General features: G+C 64.2%; 13 protein-coding genes and 1 pseudogene. 12 read left to right on the forward strand and 2 right to left on the reverse strand.

Features of this window, described 5'->3' with window-relative positions; all coding sequences use genetic code 11:
• Positions 1-76 precede the first annotated feature (76 nt).
• Complete coding sequence (locus tag KA354_08630) at positions 77-2,035, forward strand: sodium:solute symporter (GenBank protein MBP7934696.1); 1,959 nt, start codon at positions 77-79, stop codon at positions 2,033-2,035.
• An 88-nt stretch (positions 2,036-2,123) separates the two neighbouring features.
• Positions 2,124-2,501 carry a hypothetical protein gene (locus tag KA354_08635; GenBank protein MBP7934697.1) on the forward strand — a complete coding sequence of 126 codons (378 nt, stop codon included), beginning with the start codon at positions 2,124-2,126 and terminating at the stop codon, positions 2,499-2,501.
• Positions 2,502-2,641: 140 nt separating this feature from the next.
• On the opposite strand, the gene KA354_08640 is transcribed toward KA354_08635, so the two are convergent.
• Positions 2,642-3,595, reverse strand: coding sequence for a type II secretion system protein (locus tag KA354_08640; protein ID MBP7934698.1), 954 nt, complete (start codon positions 3,593-3,595; stop codon positions 2,642-2,644).
• Between the two features lie 909 nt (positions 3,596-4,504).
• Between KA354_08640 and KA354_08645 the strand changes: the two genes are divergently transcribed.
• From KA354_08645 to KA354_08670, 6 genes are all read left to right on the forward strand, one after another.
• Positions 4,505-5,194, forward strand: a complete 690-nt coding sequence (locus tag KA354_08645; GenBank protein ID MBP7934699.1) for a hypothetical protein — start codon at positions 4,505-4,507, stop codon at positions 5,192-5,194.
• A gap of 75 nt (positions 5,195-5,269) precedes the next feature.
• Complete coding sequence (locus KA354_08650) at positions 5,270-5,992, forward strand: hypothetical protein (GenBank protein MBP7934700.1); 723 nt, start codon at positions 5,270-5,272, stop codon at positions 5,990-5,992.
• Positions 5,989-6,996 (forward strand): 4Fe-4S dicluster domain-containing protein, encoded by a 1,008-nt coding sequence (locus tag KA354_08655; protein ID MBP7934701.1) that lies wholly within the window; start codon positions 5,989-5,991, stop codon positions 6,994-6,996. The genes KA354_08650 and KA354_08655 overlap by 4 nt, the downstream gene beginning before the upstream one ends.
• Positions 6,993-8,240: a polysulfide reductase NrfD gene (gene nrfD, locus KA354_08660; GenBank protein MBP7934702.1), complete on the forward strand. Its 1,248-nt coding sequence runs from the start codon at positions 6,993-6,995 to the stop codon at positions 8,238-8,240. The genes KA354_08655 and nrfD overlap by 4 nt, the downstream gene beginning before the upstream one ends.
• Positions 8,241-8,257: 17 nt before the next feature.
• The gene (locus tag KA354_08665; protein ID MBP7934703.1) at positions 8,258-9,706 is read left to right on the forward strand and encodes a hydroxylamine oxidoreductase; all 1,449 of its coding nucleotides are present in this window, start codon (positions 8,258-8,260) and stop codon (positions 9,704-9,706) included.
• 544 nt (positions 9,707-10,250) lie between these two features.
• Entirely contained in the window at positions 10,251-16,739 is a 6,489-nt protein-coding gene (locus tag KA354_08670) for a thrombospondin type 3 repeat-containing protein (protein MBP7934704.1), read from the forward strand.
• Between the two features lie 6 nt (positions 16,740-16,745).
• Here KA354_08670 and KA354_08675 read toward each other — a convergent pair.
• A pseudogene (locus KA354_08675) lies at positions 16,746-17,021 on the reverse strand (RNA-binding transcriptional accessory protein).
• Between the two features lie 282 nt (positions 17,022-17,303).
• Here KA354_08675 and KA354_08680 point away from each other — a divergent pair.
• From KA354_08680 to KA354_08695, 4 genes are all read left to right on the forward strand, one after another.
• On the forward strand, positions 17,304-19,583 hold the full coding sequence (locus tag KA354_08680; GenBank protein ID MBP7934705.1) for a beta-galactosidase: 2,280 nt from the start codon (positions 17,304-17,306) through the stop codon (positions 19,581-19,583).
• An 87-nt stretch (positions 19,584-19,670) separates the two neighbouring features.
• Positions 19,671-20,813 (forward strand): hypothetical protein, encoded by a 1,143-nt coding sequence (locus KA354_08685; protein ID MBP7934706.1) that lies wholly within the window; start codon positions 19,671-19,673, stop codon positions 20,811-20,813.
• Positions 20,814-20,900: 87 nt separating this feature from the next.
• On the forward strand, positions 20,901-21,374 hold the full coding sequence (locus KA354_08690; protein MBP7934707.1) for a hypothetical protein: 474 nt from the start codon (positions 20,901-20,903) through the stop codon (positions 21,372-21,374).
• 23 nt (positions 21,375-21,397) lie between these two features.
• Positions 21,398-21,976: a DUF2179 domain-containing protein gene (locus KA354_08695; protein ID MBP7934708.1), complete on the forward strand. Its 579-nt coding sequence runs from the start codon at positions 21,398-21,400 to the stop codon at positions 21,974-21,976.
• The last annotated feature ends 37 nt before the right edge of the window (positions 21,977-22,013 follow it).

Here is a 22,013-nt window from a genome sequence, read left to right on the forward strand (position 1 = left end):
TCTGAACTCGGCCGACTACGCCATCATCGCCGCCTACTGTCTCATCCTCATCGCCATCGCCGTCTATCTGAAGCGTATGGCCTCGCGGAGCCTGGAGGACTACTTCCTGGGTGGCAAGCAGCTGCCCTGGTACGTGCTCGGCGTTTCCGGCATGCTCAATTTTGTGGACATGACCGGAACGATGGTCATTGTGTCGTTCCTGTACATGATGGGACCGCGCGGTCTGTACATCGAGTTTCGCGGAGGAGCTTGCCTGGTTCTGGCCTTCATGCTGCTGTGGACGGGCAAGTGGCACTATCGGTCGCAGTGCATGACCGCGGCGGAATGGAACATCTACCGATTCGGATCGACCGCTGGGGCCAAGATCGCCCGGTTGCTCGGCGTGGTTTTTGGCACTGCCTTCACCGTGGCGATGCTGGCCTACCTGATCAAGGGAGCGGGGAGTTTCCTGTCGATGTTCCTTGATTTGCGGCCTGAGGTCTGTGCGGCCATGATGGTGGCCCTGACCACGTTGTACACACTGATGTCCGGCTTCTACGGTGTGGCCTTCACCGATCTGTTCCAGTCGGGCATCATCCTGATCAGCGTGGTCGCGATCACCCTGCTTGCCGTGAGCAGGATCGCGGGTTACGAGGGTGACCTGGGGCTTCTGGCCACCCAGGTCACCGGCAACGCTCAGTGGATGAGTTCGGTCCCTCACGTTCGCACGGCCATGCCACGGGGGTACGAGGACTTCGAGCCGGTGCTGATCCTGGCCGGGGGATATCTGTTTCGGCAGGTGCTGGGCGGCATGGGCACGGGGGCGGATCCCCGCTACTTCGGGGCCCGCAACGAGCGGGAATGCGGTCTGCTGACCTACTTCTGGACCTGGCTGATGACCTTCCGCTGGCCGCTGATGATGGGGTTTGCGGTGCTCGGCATCTTCCTGGTTCACGACCTGTTTCCCGACCAGAAGGTGCTGGCCGAGGCGGCGGTCACCATCCAGCAGTCGCCCGAGGTTGCTCAGCGGTACGGGGCCGACGTCGGCAAGAACCGTTGGGACGACGTCATTGCCAACGTCACCCAGCACCAGGATCAGTTTCCCGTGCTGGCCGGCAACCTGAGAAGGCTGTTCGGTGGCGGCGAGGACTGGCAGGAGAAGGCCATGCTGGTCGGCTATGAAGGGGGAGTCAACCCCGAACGGATCCTGCCGGCGGTCATCCTGATGAAGATACCGGCCGGCTGGCGAGGCCTGTTTCTGGTCGCCCTGGTGGCGGCCGCGATGTCCACATTCTCGCCCACGGTGAACATGTGCGTGGCTCTGTTCACCCGCGACATCTGGCAGGGCTTCCTTCGTCCGAGGGCATCGACCCGGGAGCTCATCGCGTCGAGTTACTGCTTTGGCGTGGTTCTGGTTCTCGGCGGATTCGCCATGGCGTACACCTCGGAGAGCATCAACGACATCTGGGACTGGATCATCATGGCCCTGACCGCGGGTTATGTCATTCCAGGCCTGCTAAGGCTGTACTGGTGGCGGTTCAACGCAGGCGGCTCCAACATCGGCGTGGCGGTGGGCCTGATCGTCGCCATCGGCCAGCGAGCTCTGAAGCCCGATATGCCGCCTGTGGACAAGTTTGTTCTGGTGACGGGTCTGTCGCTGGTCGGAACGATCATCGGTACTTACTGTTTTCCCCCGACGGAGCATCGGATCCTGGAGCATTTCTACCGGACCACCCGCCCATTCGGCTTATGGGCACCGCTGAAGGCGTCGCTGGCCCCCCAGGTGCGTAGAGCCATGGAGCGCGAGCACTTCTACGATATCGCGGCGCTGCCTTTCGCCCTCGGCTGGCAGGTCACCCTGTTTCTGCTGCCGATGCAGCTGCTGATCGGAGCATGGCGCTCGTTTGGTGTTACGCTTCTGATTTTCCTGGTCTGCCTGGTCGGGGTCCATTTCCTGTGGTACAGGCAGTTGCCGCCAGCCAGGCCCCGGAAGGAAGAGGTCGGCGACGGAAGCCTCACGCGGCCGCCTTCCGAGCTCACGGCTGAAACGGGCTGAGAGGTCCTGGGGGCGGTCGAGAGGCCTTGGAACGTAAGGCCGGACTAGGCGATCTGCCGATCGACAATCGAGTCCAAGGAGTTGGCCCATGGCGATGTCCCAAGAGAAGCAGAAGACGCTGTTGGCGGTGCTGGCCATTGTCGCCACCATTGTCGCGGTTGCGCTGGTCTGGTCCAGTCTGGTAAGGACGAGGGGGAACGTTGAGACGGACATCAAGACCACGGTCCTGTGCGCCAATCCCGACTGCGGCTACTACGGGGAGACGTCCCTCTCGCAGCTGGAGGACAAAGGTGGCACCGACGCCGCATCCCCGGAGTCAACAGGGTTCAAGTGTCCCAAGTGCGGGCAGTACGCCCTGCGGGCCAACCCGCTCATGTGCACCAAGTGCAAGAAGCCTTATCTGATGAGGATCGGGCCGACGGGGGCATACGACCGCACCTGCCCGCGGTGCAAGACGGAGAACTGATCGGCTTGGCAGTCGCAGACGGTCCATCGGCCCGGGGAGGCCGCCGAAGGGAGAGACTCCGTCGATGGGCCATGTGGAGGGCGCATCGACGCTGGGGTGACCGTCAGTGCGGGGTGGACCATCGCTATCGGGGCGGGCTGTCAGCGCTTGGGCAGGTAGCCGCCGCCCAGCGCCAAGTTAACCGGGTACATGTCGTTCGGGTAGCGGTTCCATCGCTTGGCCTCTGCGATATCTGCGTGGCCATCCCAGAAGAGGATGTTGCCCTTGCCGAGATGGCGGGTACTGAGGCGATCGCCGCTGTTGCTGGAGATGTTTCGCAGGTAGCTGTGCCCGTCGTTCAGGGCGTTGCTGTTGGCCAGATAATACTCCGAGTTCCGATCTCCAAAGCCCTGGTACTCCTCGTACATCAGGACCACCCGGTTGGGGGTAGACATGAACTGGGAGACCCGCGGGAATGCGGTAGACTTGAAGGCCCCTGCCTTCAGGTGGTCAGGATTGACGAAGTCGCAGGAGAGCAGCTGATCCGTGTCGGCCACATGCTTGCCGTCGATCTTCTCCTGCAAGTAGTCGTGCGGGTCCATCAGGCGAACGTAGCTGTGAATCGCATGATTGCCGTAGGTGCCGCCGCTCCCGATAGCGCTGCCGCGGCGAATGCGGTCATCGACCGGGCAGAAATACGTCTCTCGGTTCTTGAGGTATCGATAGAGGTCGCCGTATTCGACCCACCGGCGAGAGTCAGAGAACCGCACACCACCGCTGACGGCATAGAGCGTGGGGTTATACTTGATCTTCGGCTTGCTGTGGTTCACGCCGTCATAGAGCCACCAACTCCAGTGAGGAAAGACGCCATTTCGCGCTTCCTGGGCGTAGAAGCAATGTCCATTGTAGAGTTGGGCAAGCCGGGTTTTACACACGAGAATATTGGACTGGTCACGGGCCCGCTGCAGCGAAGGAAGCATGATGGAGATCAGCAGGGAAATGATCGCGACGACGACGAGGACTTCAAGTATGGTGAACGCTCGCGGGTGGTGAATCGACGTACCCGTGCCAGCAGGCAGAAGCCTCTTGGTGACCCCATGACAAGGAACCCGCATCGCGCTGACCTCTTTGCCCCCGACGTCCAGACCGACGACCGGGAACCCAGACATGCGGCGACTACGCCGCGCCGCCGCTACTCGCTTTGAACTGCATTCGGTCGCTCGAAATGCACGGCGACCGCGCTCCGGGCTTATTATAACACACCCTGCTAAACGACGCGAGCACTTTTCGCCCATTTTCCTGGTATATCGGGCAACCGGCCTGCAACAGACAGAGCCGCTGTGAGATCGGCATGCGTTCCGCCTGTGAAATGCTGAATACACCGCAGACTCCGATCCTCGTCCACACCTATGCTCGGCAAGAACCTCCACGGACATGACTGCTCAACCCAGGCGCCCATGCATGCCGGGCTTAACATTGGAGGTCATGACGAGCGTTCATTCCGACGCATATTTGATAATATCGGCAAAATAGTTATTCTGGGAAACCTCTACCGGCCATTCTCCGGGAGGCGACTTCTGGCTCGCCTGGGGACCCGCCTGATGATGCGTATCTGAGGGGCTGATCCGCTTCTCGCCAAACGGACCCAAATGCGCTTGCAGAGGACTAGTTTCAGCCTTACCTGAGCCCGTGAGCAGCCGTCCGCGGTCGATCAGGAGGCTTGATCGCCACCCAGGGCTTTGTGAGAATGCGGCGGCCCAAAGCTCCTCAGGAGGTGATCGATGGCGACCCTGATTCGTTCTATGGGTCTACGGTACGGGGGAGCAGGGCGGCGGGAAGGCGACGGGCAGCTTCATGGGATGTTAATGGTAGGTAACCGGCGCCGCCCGAGGCCCAGGCAAGGTTCTGGCCTCGGCGATCCTACCCCATAAGCAGGCTCAGAAGGTCGCGGTCGGTCTGAAGATGGATGACTTGATGGCGGTTCTGATCCGCAGCGGCGCGGTCAACAGAAACGAGGTGCCCAGATGTTCGAACGATTCAGCGATCATGCCCGCAAGGTCATGGCTCTGGCCAATCAGCAGGCCCAGCGTCTCGAGCACGACCACATCGGGACGGAGCACATCCTCCTCGGGCTGGTCAAGGAAGGCACCGGCGTCGCGGCCAACGCCCTCAAGACGCTGGGTGCGGATCTCGATCGCGTGCGGCACGAGGTGGAAGGCATGCTCACGCCCGGCGATCAGGGGCCCGGGTCGGGTAAGCTTGCCCAGGTACCGGCCGCCAAGCGGGTTATCGAGTACGCGATCGAGGAGGCCCGGCTGCTCAACCATCGCTACGTTGGCAGCGAGCATCTGCTGATTGGGCTTCTCCGTGAGCAGGAGGGCTTGGCGGCCCGGGCGCTGATGAACCTGGGCGTGCGGCTGCACGATGCCAGACTGGCCATCGCCGACCTGCTTGGCGAGGCACCGCCGGAGCCGCTGGCCGTCCCATCCGACGCCCACTTGCCTCCCTTGACCGGGGCAGGGCTGCGGTTGCAGGCCCTGCTCGTCTCCATCGACCAGCAGTGTAACCAGTTGATGGCCGGGCCGGAGGGAGACGCGTCCTCATTGCGGAACAGACGGGCCCGCGCTCCCGAGATCAAGACGATTCTCCTCGACAGGATCGAGCAGTTGACCGGGCAGGCTCGCGGCTTCTGGGAAGAGCTCCGGGAAAAGTGAGAGATTCTCGTTGACGCCTGTCTGCTCACGCTCGTATAAGAGGCGGGGCGATTCCAGACGATCAGGAGTGCTTAAGTGAGTCGGACCGGGACCACGTTTGCTCTGCCCTCGGACCCTCCACGGCGCTGGCAAGCGTGGTTTGTACCGCTCGTGCTGATTGCCCTGACCGGCCTGCTGCTCGCCGATCCCTGGCCGTACGTCAGCCCGGCGGGTCCGGCTGCAGTCGTGCCCGCCTCGGCCACGGACATCACCCCGGTCCGCCGACCGATTCTCAAGCCCGAGACGGTCGTTGCGGGTATGACTTACCGCTGCAGCGAATGCCACAACCTGTTTCCTTCGCCCGTCGAGACCGACCGGCCGTTGACTCAGCACCGTGCAATCGTGCTCGAGCACGGGATCAATGGGCGCTGCTTCAACTGCCACAACCGCGAGGATCGCAACGCCTTTGCCGACGACCGCGGCGGCCCGATCCCCTTCGATCAGCCGCCGCTGCTGTGTGCGAAATGCCACGGACCCGTCTACCGCGACTGGACGCACGGCGTGCATGGCCGGACCAATGGCTACTGGGATCCCGAGCTTGGCCCGATGGAGCGTCGCAAGTGCGTTGAATGCCACGATCCGCACAACCCGGCGTTCCAGCCGATGCAGCCGGCGCCCGGCCCGAACACGTTGCGGATGGGCGATCAGCGATCGGAAGCTGAAGGACGGGGCGAGACCAGGAACCCGTTGCTGATCTACCGCCAGCGGTTGCCGGCCGGTCGCGGGGATGAGGCAAAGCCACGGGGGCACCGCCCATGAGCGAGGAGGACAGCCAGTCGAGCGGACCCGGTCTCACCCGGCGAGGCTTCTTCCGCAAGAGCGCGGTGGCCGCCACCGGTGCCGCGGCCATCGCCGCTGCGGTCTCGCCCTTGCGGAAGATGTCGCCCGACGACATCCCGACGCTGGAGCGCTTCCTGCAGAAGCACTACAAGGAGATGACCCCGGCCGAGATGCAGACCGCCCTGGATCGCATCGCCCGCGAGGTCGAGAATCGTTTTGCTGTCCGGCCGAGCCTCAGCGACGTCAAGCCCATGGTCGGCGTCGAGTTCGTCTATGCTCTGAACATCAGCCGGTGCATCGGCTGCCGGCGATGTGTCCATGCCTGCGTCAAGGAGAACAACCTGTCGCGGGCCCCTGAGATCCAGTACATCCGCGTCCTCAAGATGGAGAAGGGCAGCATCGATCTCGAGAGCTCGGACCATCATTACGATCCGCCGGTCGTGCCCGAGCACGACAGCTACTACATGCCCGTGCAGTGCCACCAGTGTGCCAAGCCGCCGTGCGTCAAGGTCTGCCCGGTCGAGGCCACCTGGCAGGAGCCCGATGGCCTCACGGTCATCGATTACGACTGGTGCATCGGCTGCCGCTATTGCGAAGCGGCCTGTCCTTACTGGGCCCGGCGGTTCAACTTTGCCCAGCCGGAGTTGGCGGCCAAAGACCTCAATCCGGACATGAGCTACCTGTCCAACCGGCCGCGGCCAAAGGGCGTCATGGAGAAGTGCACTTTCTGTCTGCACCGCACGCGGGTCGGGAAGCTGCCCGCCTGCGTCGAGGTTTGCCCGACCGGATCGCGCAAGTTCGGCAACGTGCTGGACCCCGAGAGCGAGGTGAGCTACATCCTGCGGCACAAACGGGTGTTCGTTCTCAAGGAAGAGGTCGGCACGCTCCCCCGGTTCTTCTACTACTTCGACGAGCGCGGAAGCCGCTACCACGAGTCGGTTGAATCCGGCCAGGCCACGGAACGGGGTGGAGGTGGGGGATGAAGCGATACCTCACCTTCCTCCGGCAGTGCGCCCAGATCAGCTTCGTCGGCGACTGGCGCTACTACACCTGGATGACCATCCTGACCGTTCTCTCGCTGGTCGGCCTGCACGCCTGGTGTACGCAGCTGGTGAACGGCCTCGTGACCACGGGCATGACCGACCAGGTGTCGTGGGGGGTGTACATCGCCAACTTCACCTATCTTGTGGGCCTGGCGGCCGCGGCGGCCATGCTGGTCATTCCGGTCTACATCTATCGCAACATGCACCTTTACCACGTGGTCATCTTCGGCGAACTGCTGGCCGTCGCAGTGATCGTCATGTGCCTGCTGTTCGTGACTGTGGATCTCGGCCGGCCGGATCGCTTCGCTCACCTGCTGCAGCGGTTCAATTTCCCGGTTTCCATGCTGACCTGGGACGTTATCGCCCTCAACGGCTACCTGATCCTCAACCTGCACATCTGCGGGTACCTGATCTACTGCGCCTACTGCGAGCGGGAGCCGTCCAAGGTCTTCTACGTGCCCTTTGTGTTCGTGGCCATCGTCTGGGCGGTGAGCATCCACACCGTGACCGCGTTCCTGTACGTCGGGCTCGGCGGCCGGCCGTTCTGGAACTCCGCGATCATTGCGCCCCGCTTCCTGGCCAGTGCGTTCGCGGCCGGGCCGGCGTTCATCATCCTGACGCTGCAGATCGTGCGGCACTACACCCGGTACCACGTTGGCGACGACGCCCTGCTGACCCTGCGACGGATTGTGCAGGTCGCCACGATCATCAACATCTTCCTGCTGGGTTGCGAGCTGTTCACCGAGTTTTACTCCGACTCGGCCCACATTGCCTCGTCGCGCTACCTGTTCTTCGGCCTTCACGACCGGCACGCGCTGGTCCCTTGGATCTGGACGGCGGTCGCGTTCAACGTCCTGGCGACAATTCTGCTTGTGCTGCCCGCTTCTCGGGGCCTCAAGGTTCTGAACGTGGCCTGCGTGCTGACCATCGTGGGCATCTGGATCGAGAAAGGGATGGGGCTGATCGTCCCGGCGTTCATCCCCACTCCGCTGGGCGAAGTTGTCGAGTACGTGCCCACCCTGCACGAGGTCCAGATCTGCCTGGGCATCTGGGCGTTTGGCCTGTTGCTGTATACCCTGTTTGTGCGTATGGCGGTGCCGGTGCTCTCCGGCGAGCTGACCTATCGCAGGGACCATGGCGTTTCATACGAAGATCACCGTCGGGCGACCGCCGAGACGGTCTGAAAGGGAGTGACCAAGACATGCAAGCCATTCGACCCATCCTGCTGAACCGTCTGGCGATCGTGCTGCTGGCCGCTTCACCGGCCTGGGCGGCCCCGTGGGGCCTGCCGGAGATCTCGGCCAAGAGCAAGGCCTGCATCGAGTGCCACCGCAAGGATAACACGCCGATCTATCAGCAATGGGGCGGCAGCAAGCACTTCCGGGCCCACATCGGCTGCTATGAATGTCATGCCGCCCAGGACGGCGAGGGGGACGCTTTCAAGCATGAGGGCGAGCTCATCGCCACGATCGTGTCGCCCAAGGACTGTGCCCGCTGCCACGAGAAGGAAACCGCCCAGTTCGGCGAGTCCCACCACTCCAAGGGCGCCCGCATCCTCGGCTCGCTGGACAACACCCTGGCCGAAGTGGTCGAGGGCAACAATGCCTTCAAGACGACCGGGTTCCCCGACGGCACCAGTGCCGCGGCGGTCAACGGTTGTTGGCAGTGCCACGGTTCGCAGGTCAAGGTCCTGCCCGGCGGCAAGCTTGATCCGGCCACCTGGCCGAACACCGGCATCGGGCGGATCAACCCGGACGGTTCCGAAGGCTCCTGCGCCGCCTGTCACAGCCGGCACAGCTTCTCGGCCTGGCAGGCTCGCCACCCGGACGCCTGCGGCAAGTGCCACATGGGACCTGATCATCCCCAGAAGGAGATCTACGAGGAGTCCAAGCACGGTATCGCCTTCAAAGCCTTCCGCGAGAAGCTCAACATGGACTCGGCCAAGTGGGTTCTGGGCGAGGACTACAGCAGCGCTCCGACCTGTGCGACCTGTCACATGAGCGCCACGAAGAACCAGGCGCTCAACCACGACATCGGGCTGCGGATCAGCTGGAACAACCGGCCGGCGGTCTCCATCCGTCCCGAGGCAAGCGATCAGAAGATGGGGCTTCCGGGAGCGAGCGTGGACTGGAAAGCCCGCCGGGCGAACATGCAGAACGTCTGCCTCAACTGCCATGCGAAGCAGTGGGTGGACAACTTCTATGTGCAGTATGACGGACTGATCGAGCTGTACCACGACAAGTTCGCCAAGCCCGGCCTGGAGCTGTACGAGCTGGCCAAGCCTTTGTTGGTACCGATCGAGTTCGCGAACGCCGTCGATTTCACCTGGTATGAGATCTGGCACCACGAGGGCCGCCGCGCCCGCCACGGGGCCTCGATGATGGGACCCGACTACACCCACTGGCACGGGACTTACGAGGTCGCCAAGCACTTCTACGCGCACTATGTGCCGGAACTCCGCGGGCTGGCCGAGGAAAACGCCAAAGCTGCCGAACCCGCCAAGGCCGAGGCGGCCAAGAAGCTCCAGGCCAAGCTGGACGAGGTGCTGGCCTCCGCGAACCACCGGTGGTTCATCAACCAGATGGACGCCGCCGAGAAGGACCGTCGGGCCAAGGCGGCCGAGGATTTCCGCAAGCGGTACAGCAAGTGATTTCGTGGAACTTCCGTTTCGTTCGCTCATCCAATTGAGGATCCTGGAGGATCGTCCGGGGAAGGTGTGGCCACACCTGACGCCGGCCTCGCGTTTTGGGGTCAGCGAGTCCGTGTTGAGCGGTCGCTTGTGGTCGCGCTGCCTGGGGTGAACGCCTGCCCGGAGCGTGTTTGGCGACCCAATGACGACTGAGAGGGGCGTTCTTGCCTGGAAGAGGCGGTGGACGCGTTGCGACCGTCTTCTTATGGGCTCGGTGTGGTCTTGAGGCCCCGCCCACCGCCGAATCGGATCAGAAGGGTTACGAGGTTCTGGCTCAGGGCGATTCTGCTTCGGATTCGAGTGTGCACCTTGACAGGAGGGCCAAAATCATTACACTGGGAGTTTGGGAGGTGCTGGGGAGCCACAGCCACGGTGGCCGCAGTACAGGAACGGAGTAACACCCTGAGACCTTCGCCGGCTGGCGAGCCTTCGATCCGTGGGATGACGGCGTTATGTCATCCGCGGAACGGGGATGGTTTCTCACCCCTGTAACCGGAGTCCGACCATGTTTACGAATGCGCGTGTCTCCACTTTTCTGGTCTTGAGCTCTATCGCGACGTTGTGCGGCCCCGCGGGTGCCGATGCGGATCAGCGCAAGTTCGGGGTGATGCTGGCGACCGCGCCGAAGTCGGCCCAACCGCTGCTCCCCAACCCGGATGACGTCTGGAACCAGTACTTCAATATCGTAGACCCGACCGTTGGTTCTTTTGCCCAGTACTGGAACGAGATCTCGTACGGCGCGGTGACAGTGAGCGGCGACGTGGTCGGCTGGATTCATCTCCCCTGGCCGATCCTGCCCACGGCCGCAAACGGGAGTGCCATCCAGCACACCTATCTGGGGGTGGGCGGGGCGCTGAGTATGATGGGCGAGCCGTTCTCCGACGGCGCGCCCATGTACGAGGTCTCCGACATCTCCGGGAATTCTCGGGTCACCAACTTGACCGCCCCCACCGAGGGGCCGCCCGCCGACGGGTGGTGGACGCCGGGCGAGCGTTTCCGCGATCTCAACGGTGATGGCCGGTACAGCGCCTACATCGAGGAGAGTTACGACGGATATGATCGCGCGGACTCGGCGACTCCGCCGAACTGCCTGGGAGGCGACGGCGTCATCGGTGCGGGGGAGTTCGATGACAGCAACCGCAACGGCGTCTGGGATATTCCGGAGCCCTTCGAGGACTTCCTGCGGGTCTATGTTTACACCTCGGATGCCTCGCGCCGCTGGGTGAAGTGCGACCCGAGCCCCAACAACCCCGACCCCGCGTCGCGCCAGTGGGCCATTGACTACATCACCGCGAACTATCCCGGCGTCGACCCGATTACTGGCGCGAGCACTGCGGCGATCATCATCGCGCACTGCGGCAACGGCAAGTACGACGGACCGGAGCGGTGGAGCGAGCGGGGCAACACCAAGATGAGGTTTGACGACTACCGAGGCAGCCCGACGACGCCGCGTCCGTGCGATGACCCGGCGACGGGCGAGCCGAGCGCCAATCCGTGGAAGTGGGACTATGACGGCTGGTGGCAGGCGTATTTCACGGACCTGCACACCATGACGCCCAACGCCGTGCTGCCGGCCACGCTTCCGCCCGCCCCGACCTGGGTGGAGCGCATTCCCAATATGGTCGAGTTCGACCCGACGGCGGCGAGGGTCTTCGAGCCCAATGTGGGCGGCACCAAGGCCCGGTCCGGACTGAACAACTTCCCGCTGCCACCCCCCTCGGGCAACAATTGCATGGGGACGGTCGACCCGCCCTCAATTGGCAACGGGGACATGGATGGCGGCTATGCGGTTCACACCGGCACCACCATCTACCCGGACGCGACCGGCTACTATGACGGCCAGGCGGAGTTCAGCGACCTGCCCTCCTCGATCTACCACGCCAGGAGTGTTTCCGGCATCGACTACGGCGGGGACGGACGGCTGGGCGAAGTGACCTCCCCTGCCAGCACGAACCCCTTCGGGGAGGACCGGGGGGCAGGGGATCCCGGCGCCCCCGCGCCCAACGACGGGATCATTGGACCGGGTGGACCGGGGGCCTACAATCTAACCGGCCAGAACGGCTACGATGGCGGGAACGTCCTGAACCTCGAGTACCTCACCTGGTTCAATGCCCCGGTCAACGACCCCGCCTACATCCCCACCACGCCGGTGGAGGTGCTCAAGCGCGACTACAACCTGGACGGGCTGCTGGATCAGGGCAGCGTCCGGCTCGCGGGCACGGATAATTACGCCTGGGATGCCGATCCCGGCAACAGCAACGACGGCAGCCCGAGCGAGGGGTACCCCTTCAACCGGAAGCGACTGACCGAGGACACGGTCGAAGCCCTGGACGCGAGCACCGACTGGAACCATCTCGTCTCGGGAGCGAGCACCGCCAACCCGGTGTTCAGCGGTTTCACCCTGCTTCCGGGCGGGCTGTATCCAGGCGGCCTTGCCCCCGGCGGACGCGGGCTCTTCCAGCTACCCGCCCCGGGCATGGACCTGCCCATCCAGACGAGGATCGACAAGACCGCGGCCACGAACACTGCCGACCTGGCCGCCAACACGTACAGCAACACGCGGGTCATCGCGTTCTCCGATTTTGCCACCTCGGTGGACACGATTGGTGAGACCGGCAGCTCGGACGAGTCCGGCTTCGCCAAGGGCCTGATGAATCACGAGTTTCTGCACAGTTGGGAAGGCTACCCCGATCTTTACGACTACGACGAGTATCTCACCGGACCGACGATCATCAACACCCCGATCGGCGGGTGGTGCATCATGGCCGGCGGCCCGGTGCATCCCGCGCCGATCCTCAAGGAAGCTTCGGGGTGGATCCGGAGCAACGACCTGATGGAGATCCTGCCTCCGTCGATCGAGTGGCCGGTGACGCTGAAGGACTACTCCTTCGATCCGGTCTCGTCGGTCTACTATTTCGAGAACACCGTCTACCCCGGCGAGCGCTTCTACTTCTGGCGGGTGACCCGGCACGACTACGACCCGCCTTACGCGGACCGGGTCAATTTCAACGCCGCCGCGCCCGGCGAGGGCGTGGTGATCCTGCATGCCGATCTGGGAGCCAATCCCTCCGGCCTGCCCCAGCAGCAGCGACTCGGCTCGCACTTCGTCTACAACATCGTTCAGGCGGACGGGCAGCACCAGCTCGAGACCGGCGAGAACGGGGGCGACAATGGCGACTGCTATCCCGGATCCCAGGGCGTCACGGTGTGGAACGACACCACCAACCCGAGTTCCCGGTGGTACGGTCAGCTGCCGAGCGGTCTGTCCATCACCCACATCGTGACCGAGCCGACCCAGTCGATCGTCACCTTCCTCTGGCAGCCGCACATCGTGCCCGAGTTGCGATTCCTGAATCCGCCCGGCGGGGTCATCATGGGTACCGGGGCGAGTGCCTACTTCCCGCTCAAGTACGAGGCCTGGGATGCCTACGGCGGGACGACCATCCGGCTGTTTTTCGTCGACGACGTGACCAAGGCGGCGAATCCGTACGGTGGTACGGAGCTCACCGATCCCGCGAACCCGCTGGTCAAGCTGCCGGGGGCGGTGCAGGACGGCTTCCACGTCCCGCTGAGCGCCCTACCCAAGGATGGCACCTATTACTTCTACGCAGAGCTGACGCCAGGGACCTCGCCGACCGGCACGGAGCGTGCCGCGACGACCCCGCACGCCGGATGGCTGAACACCGGCCGGGGCTCGATCGCCGACCTGACAGTCGATGCCACCAAGTCGAAGCTCGAGACCTGGATCATCGAGTGTGTGGACGAAACCGCGCCCGGACAGGAAGTCTGGCAAGTCAAGGGCAGCGTGTCCGGCCTGCAGGCCGGCAAGGCGACCACCGGGGTGGATTACATCACCGACGACGGGGGAGTCGCGTTCCGCGTCGACTGGGCCGGCATCACGCCGATGGACGCGGCGTCGGTCAGCGTTTCGAATACCGACGGCGTCTACCGGCTGGACGATCCCACCCCGTCAAGCCCCTTTATCGCGAGCGAGTTCAAGACGAACGACACGGTACGGATTCTCGAGGGCCCCAAGCCCGGCTGGTACGTAGTCAAATCGGTGCTGGGCCCCACCAGCCTGGAGCTTGCCTCGGATCCGGGCAGCGGCACCGGCGTCTCCTATCGCGTGCACAGCTTCAAAGCCAATACGATGGTCACCCCGCCAGACCGATTCACCATGGTCACGACCGGCAAGACGCCGCACAGCCTGCCGATCCGCATCGTCCACGGGCAGATCGTGCCCGCGGTCAATGCCGTCATCCAGGTGACCTTCCCGAACGAGCCCTACAATCCGCTCCACCAGTTGCCCCTCGCCGCCCGCTTTGACGCCACCGGTTCCCGCGACGAGTTCGGGCTGATCAACAACGAGTTGGTTTGCACGTGGGATTTCGGCGACGGCAGCCCGATCGAGATCGGCACGGTCGTGTACCACACTTACACGGACTACCAGACGGGCGGATACACGGCCATCCTGACGGTAATCAATCCGGCCACCGGAGCCAATGCGACGGCCACGACCCTGATCACCGCTCGCCCGGGTGACACCGACAGCGACGGGGTGGAGGATCCGGCCGACAACTGCCCGACCGTCGCCAACCCCGACCAGGCCGATTCGAACGGAAACGGGATTGGCGATCTCTGCGATCCCGGCATCATCACGGACCTCGCCGTCGACCCCAAGGAGGCCTTGTCCACGATCACGGTGCCGGAGGGGGCGACGGCCACGTTCCGAGTCAAACTGACCATGGCTCCCCCGCCACCCTCGAACACGATGCAAATCACGGTGGGGCCGGCGGCCGCGTCCGCGACCGACCCGGACGTCACGGTCTTGGCCGGCCAGACCCTGACTTTCACCGACTTGAACTGGGACACCTACCAGGAGGTCACCCTCGCCGCGGCGGCCGACGTGGACATCTGCAACGGCGAGGCCATGATTCTGCTGACCGCTCCAAACCCGAGCAAGCCGACCTACCTGACGACTTCCGAAGTACTCGCGGTCGAGGAGGACGATGACGCACCCTCGATCGTCACCAACAAGGCGTCCATGCGAGTGACCGAAGGCTCCACGACCACGATGCAGGTCAAGCTCGGGTTCCAGCCCTGCGCGGACACGATGGTCAACGCCAGCCTGCTGGCCGGCGGCGACCCGGGCATCACGCTGAGCAACCCGACTGAGCTCACCTTCACCGCCGCGAACTGGAACACGTACCAGACGGTGACGGTGGCGGCGGCAAAGGATGCCGACGTGTGCAGCGGGACGGCGATGCTCCGACTCAGCACGCCCGGAGCCGCGGACAAGGACGTCGCCGTGACCGCGGACGAGACCACGGCGCTCACCATCCTCGCCGACCGGACCTCGGTTTCGGTCCCCGAGGGCGGGACCGCCACGTTCCGCGTGAAGCTGGGCGCCCAGCCATGTACGGACACCACCGTCAGCCTGACCCTCACGGCCGGCAACAGCCACATCCACTTCGCCAGCGGCAGCGCCCAGAGCCTGGTCTTCACGACCGCCAACTGGGACGTCTACCAGACGGTCACGCTCGCGGCGGACAGCGACGCCGACGCGATCATTGAGCAGGCGACTATCACCTGCAGTGCCCCGGGAACGGGAAGCGTTCTGGTGACGGCGGTCGAAGCGGAGAAGGACATCATCTACATCCTCACGGACGTCACCGCCCTCAACCTGCAGGAAGGGACCACCGGCACGGTCCAGGTGAAGCTCTCTCTCGCCCCGCAGGCCAATGTCACGGTGACGGCGTCGCTGAACAGCACCTCTTCGCCGGTCCTGCTGATTTCCGGCCAGACGCTTGCCTTCTCGCCGTCGAACTGGAATACCTATCAGCCGATCACGATCCGGGCCGGCTGGGACACCAACTTCGTGGACGACACGGTCACGCTTCACCTGGCCGCTCCGGGCTGCGAGCCCAAGGACGTGGCGCTCACCCAGCATGACTCCGACACCGAGCCGCAGCCGGACCGCGACGGCGACGGCGTGCCGGACGCCAAAGACAACTGTGCCGCGATCGCCAACGCGAACCAGGCGAACGCAGACGGCGACGCGTTCGGCGACGCCTGCGACGCATGCCCACAGGATGCGGCCAACGATGCCGACCAGGACGGCGTGTGCGGCGACCTCGATCAGTGCCCCGCGACGCCGACCGGCGAGCAGGTGAATGCCCAGGGCTGCGCGTGCAGCCAGCTCGATGACGACCAGGACGGCGTCAACAACTGTCTGGATGAATGCCCGAACACCGTGGCGGGCCAGACCGTCGACGTGAAAGGCTGTGCATGCAGCGACGGCGACGCCGACGGTGATGGCGTCAACGACTGCGACGACCAGTGCGCTAATACGCCCGCGGGAACGCTCGTCGACCCCGACGGATGCCCGGTGTCGGCGCTGACCGTGAGCGCGGGCAGCGACCAGACGATCCTGACCGGCCACAGCGCGACGCTCACGGCCACAGCGAGCGGCGGTCTTGCACCGTACACCTACGCCTGGACCGGACCGAACCTCGACTCGACCGATGCCAGCGTACAGATCTCGCCGCAGGCCGCGACCCTCTACACCGTCAAAGCGACCGACAGCGTCGGGCAGACGGCCACGGCGTCGGTCCTGGTGCAGGTGAACTCGATCGCCAAGGTGGTCATCAGCCGCTCGGTGGATGGCACGGTCACCACGGCGGCAACCGAGGGCTACAACCTCGGGCTGACCGCCCAGATCTGGGCGCCCTCGGCACCGAGCGGTTACGTGTTCGACCACTGGTCGGGCGACCTGTCGGGCAACGCGAACCCGGCGACGCTCCTGGTCGACGACGACAAGGCTGTCGTGGCCCACTTCGTCGCGTCGGGTTCCCCGGACAGCGGCAGAGTGGTGCCGGTGCTTTCTCCGTTCGGCTGCGGATCGGGGGCCCTTGGGGCGACGTCCTGCTCGCTGTTCGCCATGTTCATGTTCCTGGGCGGGCGCAGCCGTCGCGGCTGGATGCGTCGTTGGTAGCCGATTCGGCCGAAACGGCGGACTGACGCCCTCCAGCACGGTCACGGCTTCGGCCGTGCGGAGCTGGCCGCGGGGCTCGTCGGTGAGTAAGTCCCGTTTTTCCAGCGACTTGAGAATCGCCTCGCGGCATCTGTCGAGTTCGGCCAACTGCTCCTTCCGGTCGCGGATGGCGGTCAGTGCGGCTTCGCCCAGCGTACCGATGGCTTCGTTTCGATATCGGGAGATGAATGGCACGGTCGCACCTTCGCCGAGCAACCCGGCCGTTGCCCACCCGCCGCACACTGATGTCCACGTCCCCCGCGGTCTTGTCCAGGTGCTACTCGTTCATGAGGCCTTCCCTGTCCTCGCTTGACCGGTGCTGACAGACCGCGACTCTGAGGGGGGCATCCGGTTGAGGAAGCGAGGATCGGCCAAGTGCTCGCTTGGTAGCCTGACTCGTGTACAATGCCTGACTGCCTTCAGAAGGTCCGGGCCCTCGCGGCCATGCGTCCTTCGGGCGAGGATCACCAAGAACGCTGCGGTCGCGTGATGGCCGCACGAGGACAGTGTAAGGGACCGTATACCATGGGACAGACATGCCGTTACTTTACCGTTTTGCTGCTCGTGGGCCTGGCCGGAGCGTTCAGCTCTCTGGCCCGGGGAGCGGAGATTCCGCGGGCGGAGCATCCGCGGCCCGATTTCCAGCGCGATGCGTGGCTCAGTCTCAACGGCGAGTGGCAGTTCGAGATTGACCGGACGGCCGACGGCACGGCCCGCGGGTTGACGTCCGGCAAGGACCTGGCCTCGAAGATCATCGTACCCTTCTGCCCCGAGAGCAAGCTTTCGGGCATCGCCCACTACGATCACATGAAGCACGTCTGGTATCGCCGGATGTTCGAGGTACCGGCGGCCATGCGCGGCAAGCGGATCCTGCTGCACTTCGGCGCGGTCGACTACAAGGCCACCGTCTGGGTCAACGGCCAGGAAGTCGGCACTCATACCGGCGGCAGCGCCCCGTTCGCCTTCGAGATCACCAAGGTTTTGCGTGACGGAGCCAACGAGGTCGTCGTGTACGGCTTTGACGACACCGCCAGCGGCCGCCAGCCGACGGGCAAGCAGACCTTCACGGTCAGCGAAGGATGCCTGTACACGCGGACGACCGGCATCTGGCAGCCGGTGTGGCTGGAGGCGGTCGGATCGTCGTACGTCGAGAGCTTCTCCGTGGTGCCCGACCCCGATCGCTCGCGCGTTCTGATCGAGGCAAGCGTCAACGGCTCGGACCCCGATCTCAAGCTCACCGCGGAGGCGTTCGCTGGCACGGACAAGGCGGGCTCCGACTCCTGCCCGGTCTCGTGGCGGAATCATCGCCTGGTCATCGATCTGAACAAGAAGAACCTCTGGGAGCCGGGCAATCCGTTCCTTTACGATCTCAAGTTCACGCTGACCCGCGGCTCCGAGACGATCGACACCGTGTCCAGCTACTTCGGTCTTCGCAAGGTCACCATCGAGGGGCGGGCGATCCTGATCAACGGCAAGCGCGTCTTCCAGCGGCTGATCCTCGACCAGGGCTTCTATCCCGACGGTGTCTGGACCGCCCCGTCCGACGACGAGCTGCGTAAGGACATCGAGCGCTCGATGGCCGTCGGCTACAATGGCGCTCGACTGCACCAGAAGGTCTTCGAGCCGCGGTTCCTGTACTGGGCGGACAAGCTCGGTTACCTCGTGTGGGGTGAGTTTCCGAACTGGGGCTTCAACTACCGCCCGGAGAACTACTCCGCCTATCTGAATGAATGGACCGAGGTCCTGCTCCGCGACCGCAACCACGCGTCGATCATTGGCTGGTGCCCGTTCAACGAGACGCCGCGGGAGGCTGGCGAAATCCAGCAGATGATCTGGCGCGAGACCAAGGCCATCGATCCGACGCGGCCGATCCTGGAGACCAGTGGCTGGGCACACACCATTTCAAGCGCGGAGGTCCGCGACGCTCACGACTACAACCAGGATCCCAGGCCGTTCAAGCAGGCCTGGGACGGATTCTTTGCCCGGAGCGAAGAGGCCGCCAAGCCGGCGCGATACGGCGCGTCGCCGCACGATCTGGGGGTGCCGTTCATGGTCAGCGAGTTCGGCGGCACGTTCTGGGGTGAGAACAAGGAAGGCGGCTGGGGCTACGGAAGCGGGCCGAAGAGCCTGGACGAGTTCTACACGCGCTACCAGGGGCTGGTTAACGCCCTGCTGGACAATCCGAACATGTTCGGGTTCTGCTACACCCAGCTCACCGACGTGGAGCAGGAGCACAACGGGTTGTATTACTACGATCGCCGCCCGAAGTTCGACTTGAAGCGCATGCACGCAATCACGTCGCGCCAGGCCGCGTACGAGAAGACCGGTCCGACAGCCGGGTCACCAGGGGCAAAGGCCGAGCGGCCTTGGCAGGTGCTGGTCGGGGCCAGGCAGGACGGAGCCTTCAGCAAGCCGTATCGCTACACCACCGATGCTCCGGCTGCGGAGTGGACCGGTGGGCGTTTTGACGACAGTGCCTGGAAGACGGCGCCCGCACCCTTCGGCACGATCAACAACCCGAAGACGGAGTGGAAGACCAGCGACATCTGGCTGCGCCAGACGTTTGAATGGAACGGCGACACGCTCAACCAAGGGGCGCTGGTGGTGTTCTACGACGAGGACACGGACGTCTTCGTGAACGGCCAGAAGATCTGGAACCGCAGCGGATTCGTGACCTCGTACGAGATGTTTGACGTCACTGACGCGCTGAAGAGGGCGCTCAAGAAAGGCAAGAATACGCTCGCCGTACATACCCATCAGACCGGCGGCGGGCAGTACATCGACCTGGCGATCCTGGCTCAATAGCCGCCTCCCGAGGGTTTCCTGGCAACGGCCGGATCGCTCATGACGCTTGCACGATTGGCATGAACGGAGACCCTTGGAGGTTCTCGCATGGCGCCGGGGCCGCGCTGCGCTGCGATGGGCTTTTGTCTGACTACCACGGTGTTGATCGCCGTCGGCTGGACCACCCCCGCCCTGCAAGGGGAGTCGCCGTCGGTGGTTGTCCGGGCGGCGCCACGTCTGACCCTGCCGGGCATCGTGGTCGCCAAGGACGCTGACCCCAAATCGGACGGTGATGTGGACTGCAACAGTCCGGCCCACTGGGACGGCGACACCTTGTTCATGTTCTATTCAGTGGGCCACCCGTATCGCAGCAATGGGCCGAACATGGCGGGTCTGAGTCGCCCGTCGGTTAGAACCGCATACGACAACGAGCGCGCATGGCGCGAGGTCAAGCGGCAAGGCGAGCGTTGGATCGAGGCGACCTGGAAAGCTCCCGACGGGCGGTTGTATATGTGGTACCACAACGAACCGCACCCGATCTGCGGCAGTGCCACGCTCACCGCGCCGCGCATTGGCACTATGGTCTCGACCGACAACGGGCTCAACTGGAAGGACCTTGGCCTGATCCTCGAGGCCCCGGCCGACTCGCTCAACTGCGACACGGTCAACACCTACTTCGCCGGAGGCAACGGCGACTTCTCGGTGATCCCCGGCGCAGGAGACGAGTACCTCTACTTCTTCATCAGCACCTACAACAAGGATGTGGCCGAGCAGGGCGTGGCGGTTGCACGCATGAAGGCCTCTGATCGCGACGATCCGAGGGGCAAAGTGTTCAAGTGGCACCATGGGCAATGGAGCGAACCGGGGCTTGGCGGGCACGTGAGCCCGATCTATCGCGTCACCGCGGACTGGCACAAGAGCGCTGTTGACGCGTTTTGGGGGCCGTCGATTCACTGGAATACGCACCTTGACCAGTGGGTCATCCTCCTCAACCGGGCTGTCAACAAGGACTGGGGCCAGGAGGGCATTTACGTCAGTCTGAACCCGGATCTGGCCAAGCCCGGCGACTGGAGCAAGCCGCTCAAGATCCTCGACGCGAAGGAGCTGGAGAAATCCAAGTGGTATCCTCAGGTCGTCGGCATCGACGCATCGAGGAAGGAGACCGACAAGCTTGCCGGCCGGGTGGCCCGTCTTTTCGTCGCCGGCCAGTCCAAATGGGAGATCGTGTTCCTCAAGCCTGGCGAGAGGTAGTCTCGGCAGGCGCTCGTGTTCGTGCCTCTGACGGAGCCCGGCGAATTGGCGGGCAGGCTACGGATTCCTGTTCTTGGAGAAGCGCTCGTGGACGCAGAACTCAGCATCCGGAAGGCTCTCACCCATCAGCAGGTCATCTACGCCGGCATCGCCTCCGGTATTCTTCTCTTTGCGGTCGTGGCGGTGGTCATCGGCAACCGCGTGCCGGTCCAGACGGAGCTGTCCCGTTTCCTAGTTCCCGGACTGGCCCTGCTCACGCTGATCGCCGGCGTCGCCGCCGTCGTGCTGCGCGGGGTCATCATCGACCGGGCCAGGCAACGAGTCCTGGAATTGCCCGACGACGTGGATCCGATTCCCACGGTCGCCGTCTACTGGCAGCGATCCTCGCTGACGACCGCATTGGCGGCCGACCTGGTCGGCACGTTGGCCTGCGCCGTCTACCTCGTGACCAAGGCCCCGGCCGCGTTGGCTTTGGCCGGCCTGGCGATCGCGCTTGTTTTTGCCCGATTCCCCTCGCGAGCCCGGCTGAACAGTTTCCTCATCGAGGCCGGCGTTCGCTGACATTCTCACCCAGGAGTACTGTAATGCCTGACATCAAAGGACTGCTGGATCACGCCGGACCCTGGCTGCCGTTGATCATCTTCTGTCTGCGGATCGTGGACGTTTCCATCGGCACCGTGCGGACGATCTGCGTGGTCCGTGGCTGGCGGATGCTGGCCACCAGCCTCGGCTTCGTGGAAGTGAGCATCTGGCTGGTGGCGGTCTCGAGCGCCATCACCCGGCTCGATCGTCCGATCAACATCATCGCCTACGCGGGCGGCTTTGCCATGGGCAACAACGTAGGCATGTGGCTCGAAACCAAGCTCGCCCTGGGTCATCAGATCGTGCGGCTCATCTCCGCCCAGTTCTACCATGACATCGCCGAGCGGCTGCGTGGCCTGGGCTACCGGGTCACTGAAATCGAAGGCCAGGGCCGCGGCGGCCCGGTGGGCGTCTGCTTCATCGCCGCCCCGCGCCGCCAGGTAGCCGACGTCATTCACAGCGCCAGCGAGGTCGACCCCAACGTGTTCGTGACCGTCGAGGACACTCGCGATCCACACCTTCGCGCGTACCGAAATCCGAGCCGCGGCACCGGCTGGCGGTTCGGGCGAAAGCGGAAGTGAGCGGCGGCGGCGGATGAGCGGTTTCTCGCTTCGGGCC

It is taken from the genome of Phycisphaerae bacterium (assembly GCA_018003015.1).
Taxonomy (GTDB): domain Bacteria; phylum Planctomycetota; class Phycisphaerae; order UBA1845; family PWPN01; genus JAGNEZ01.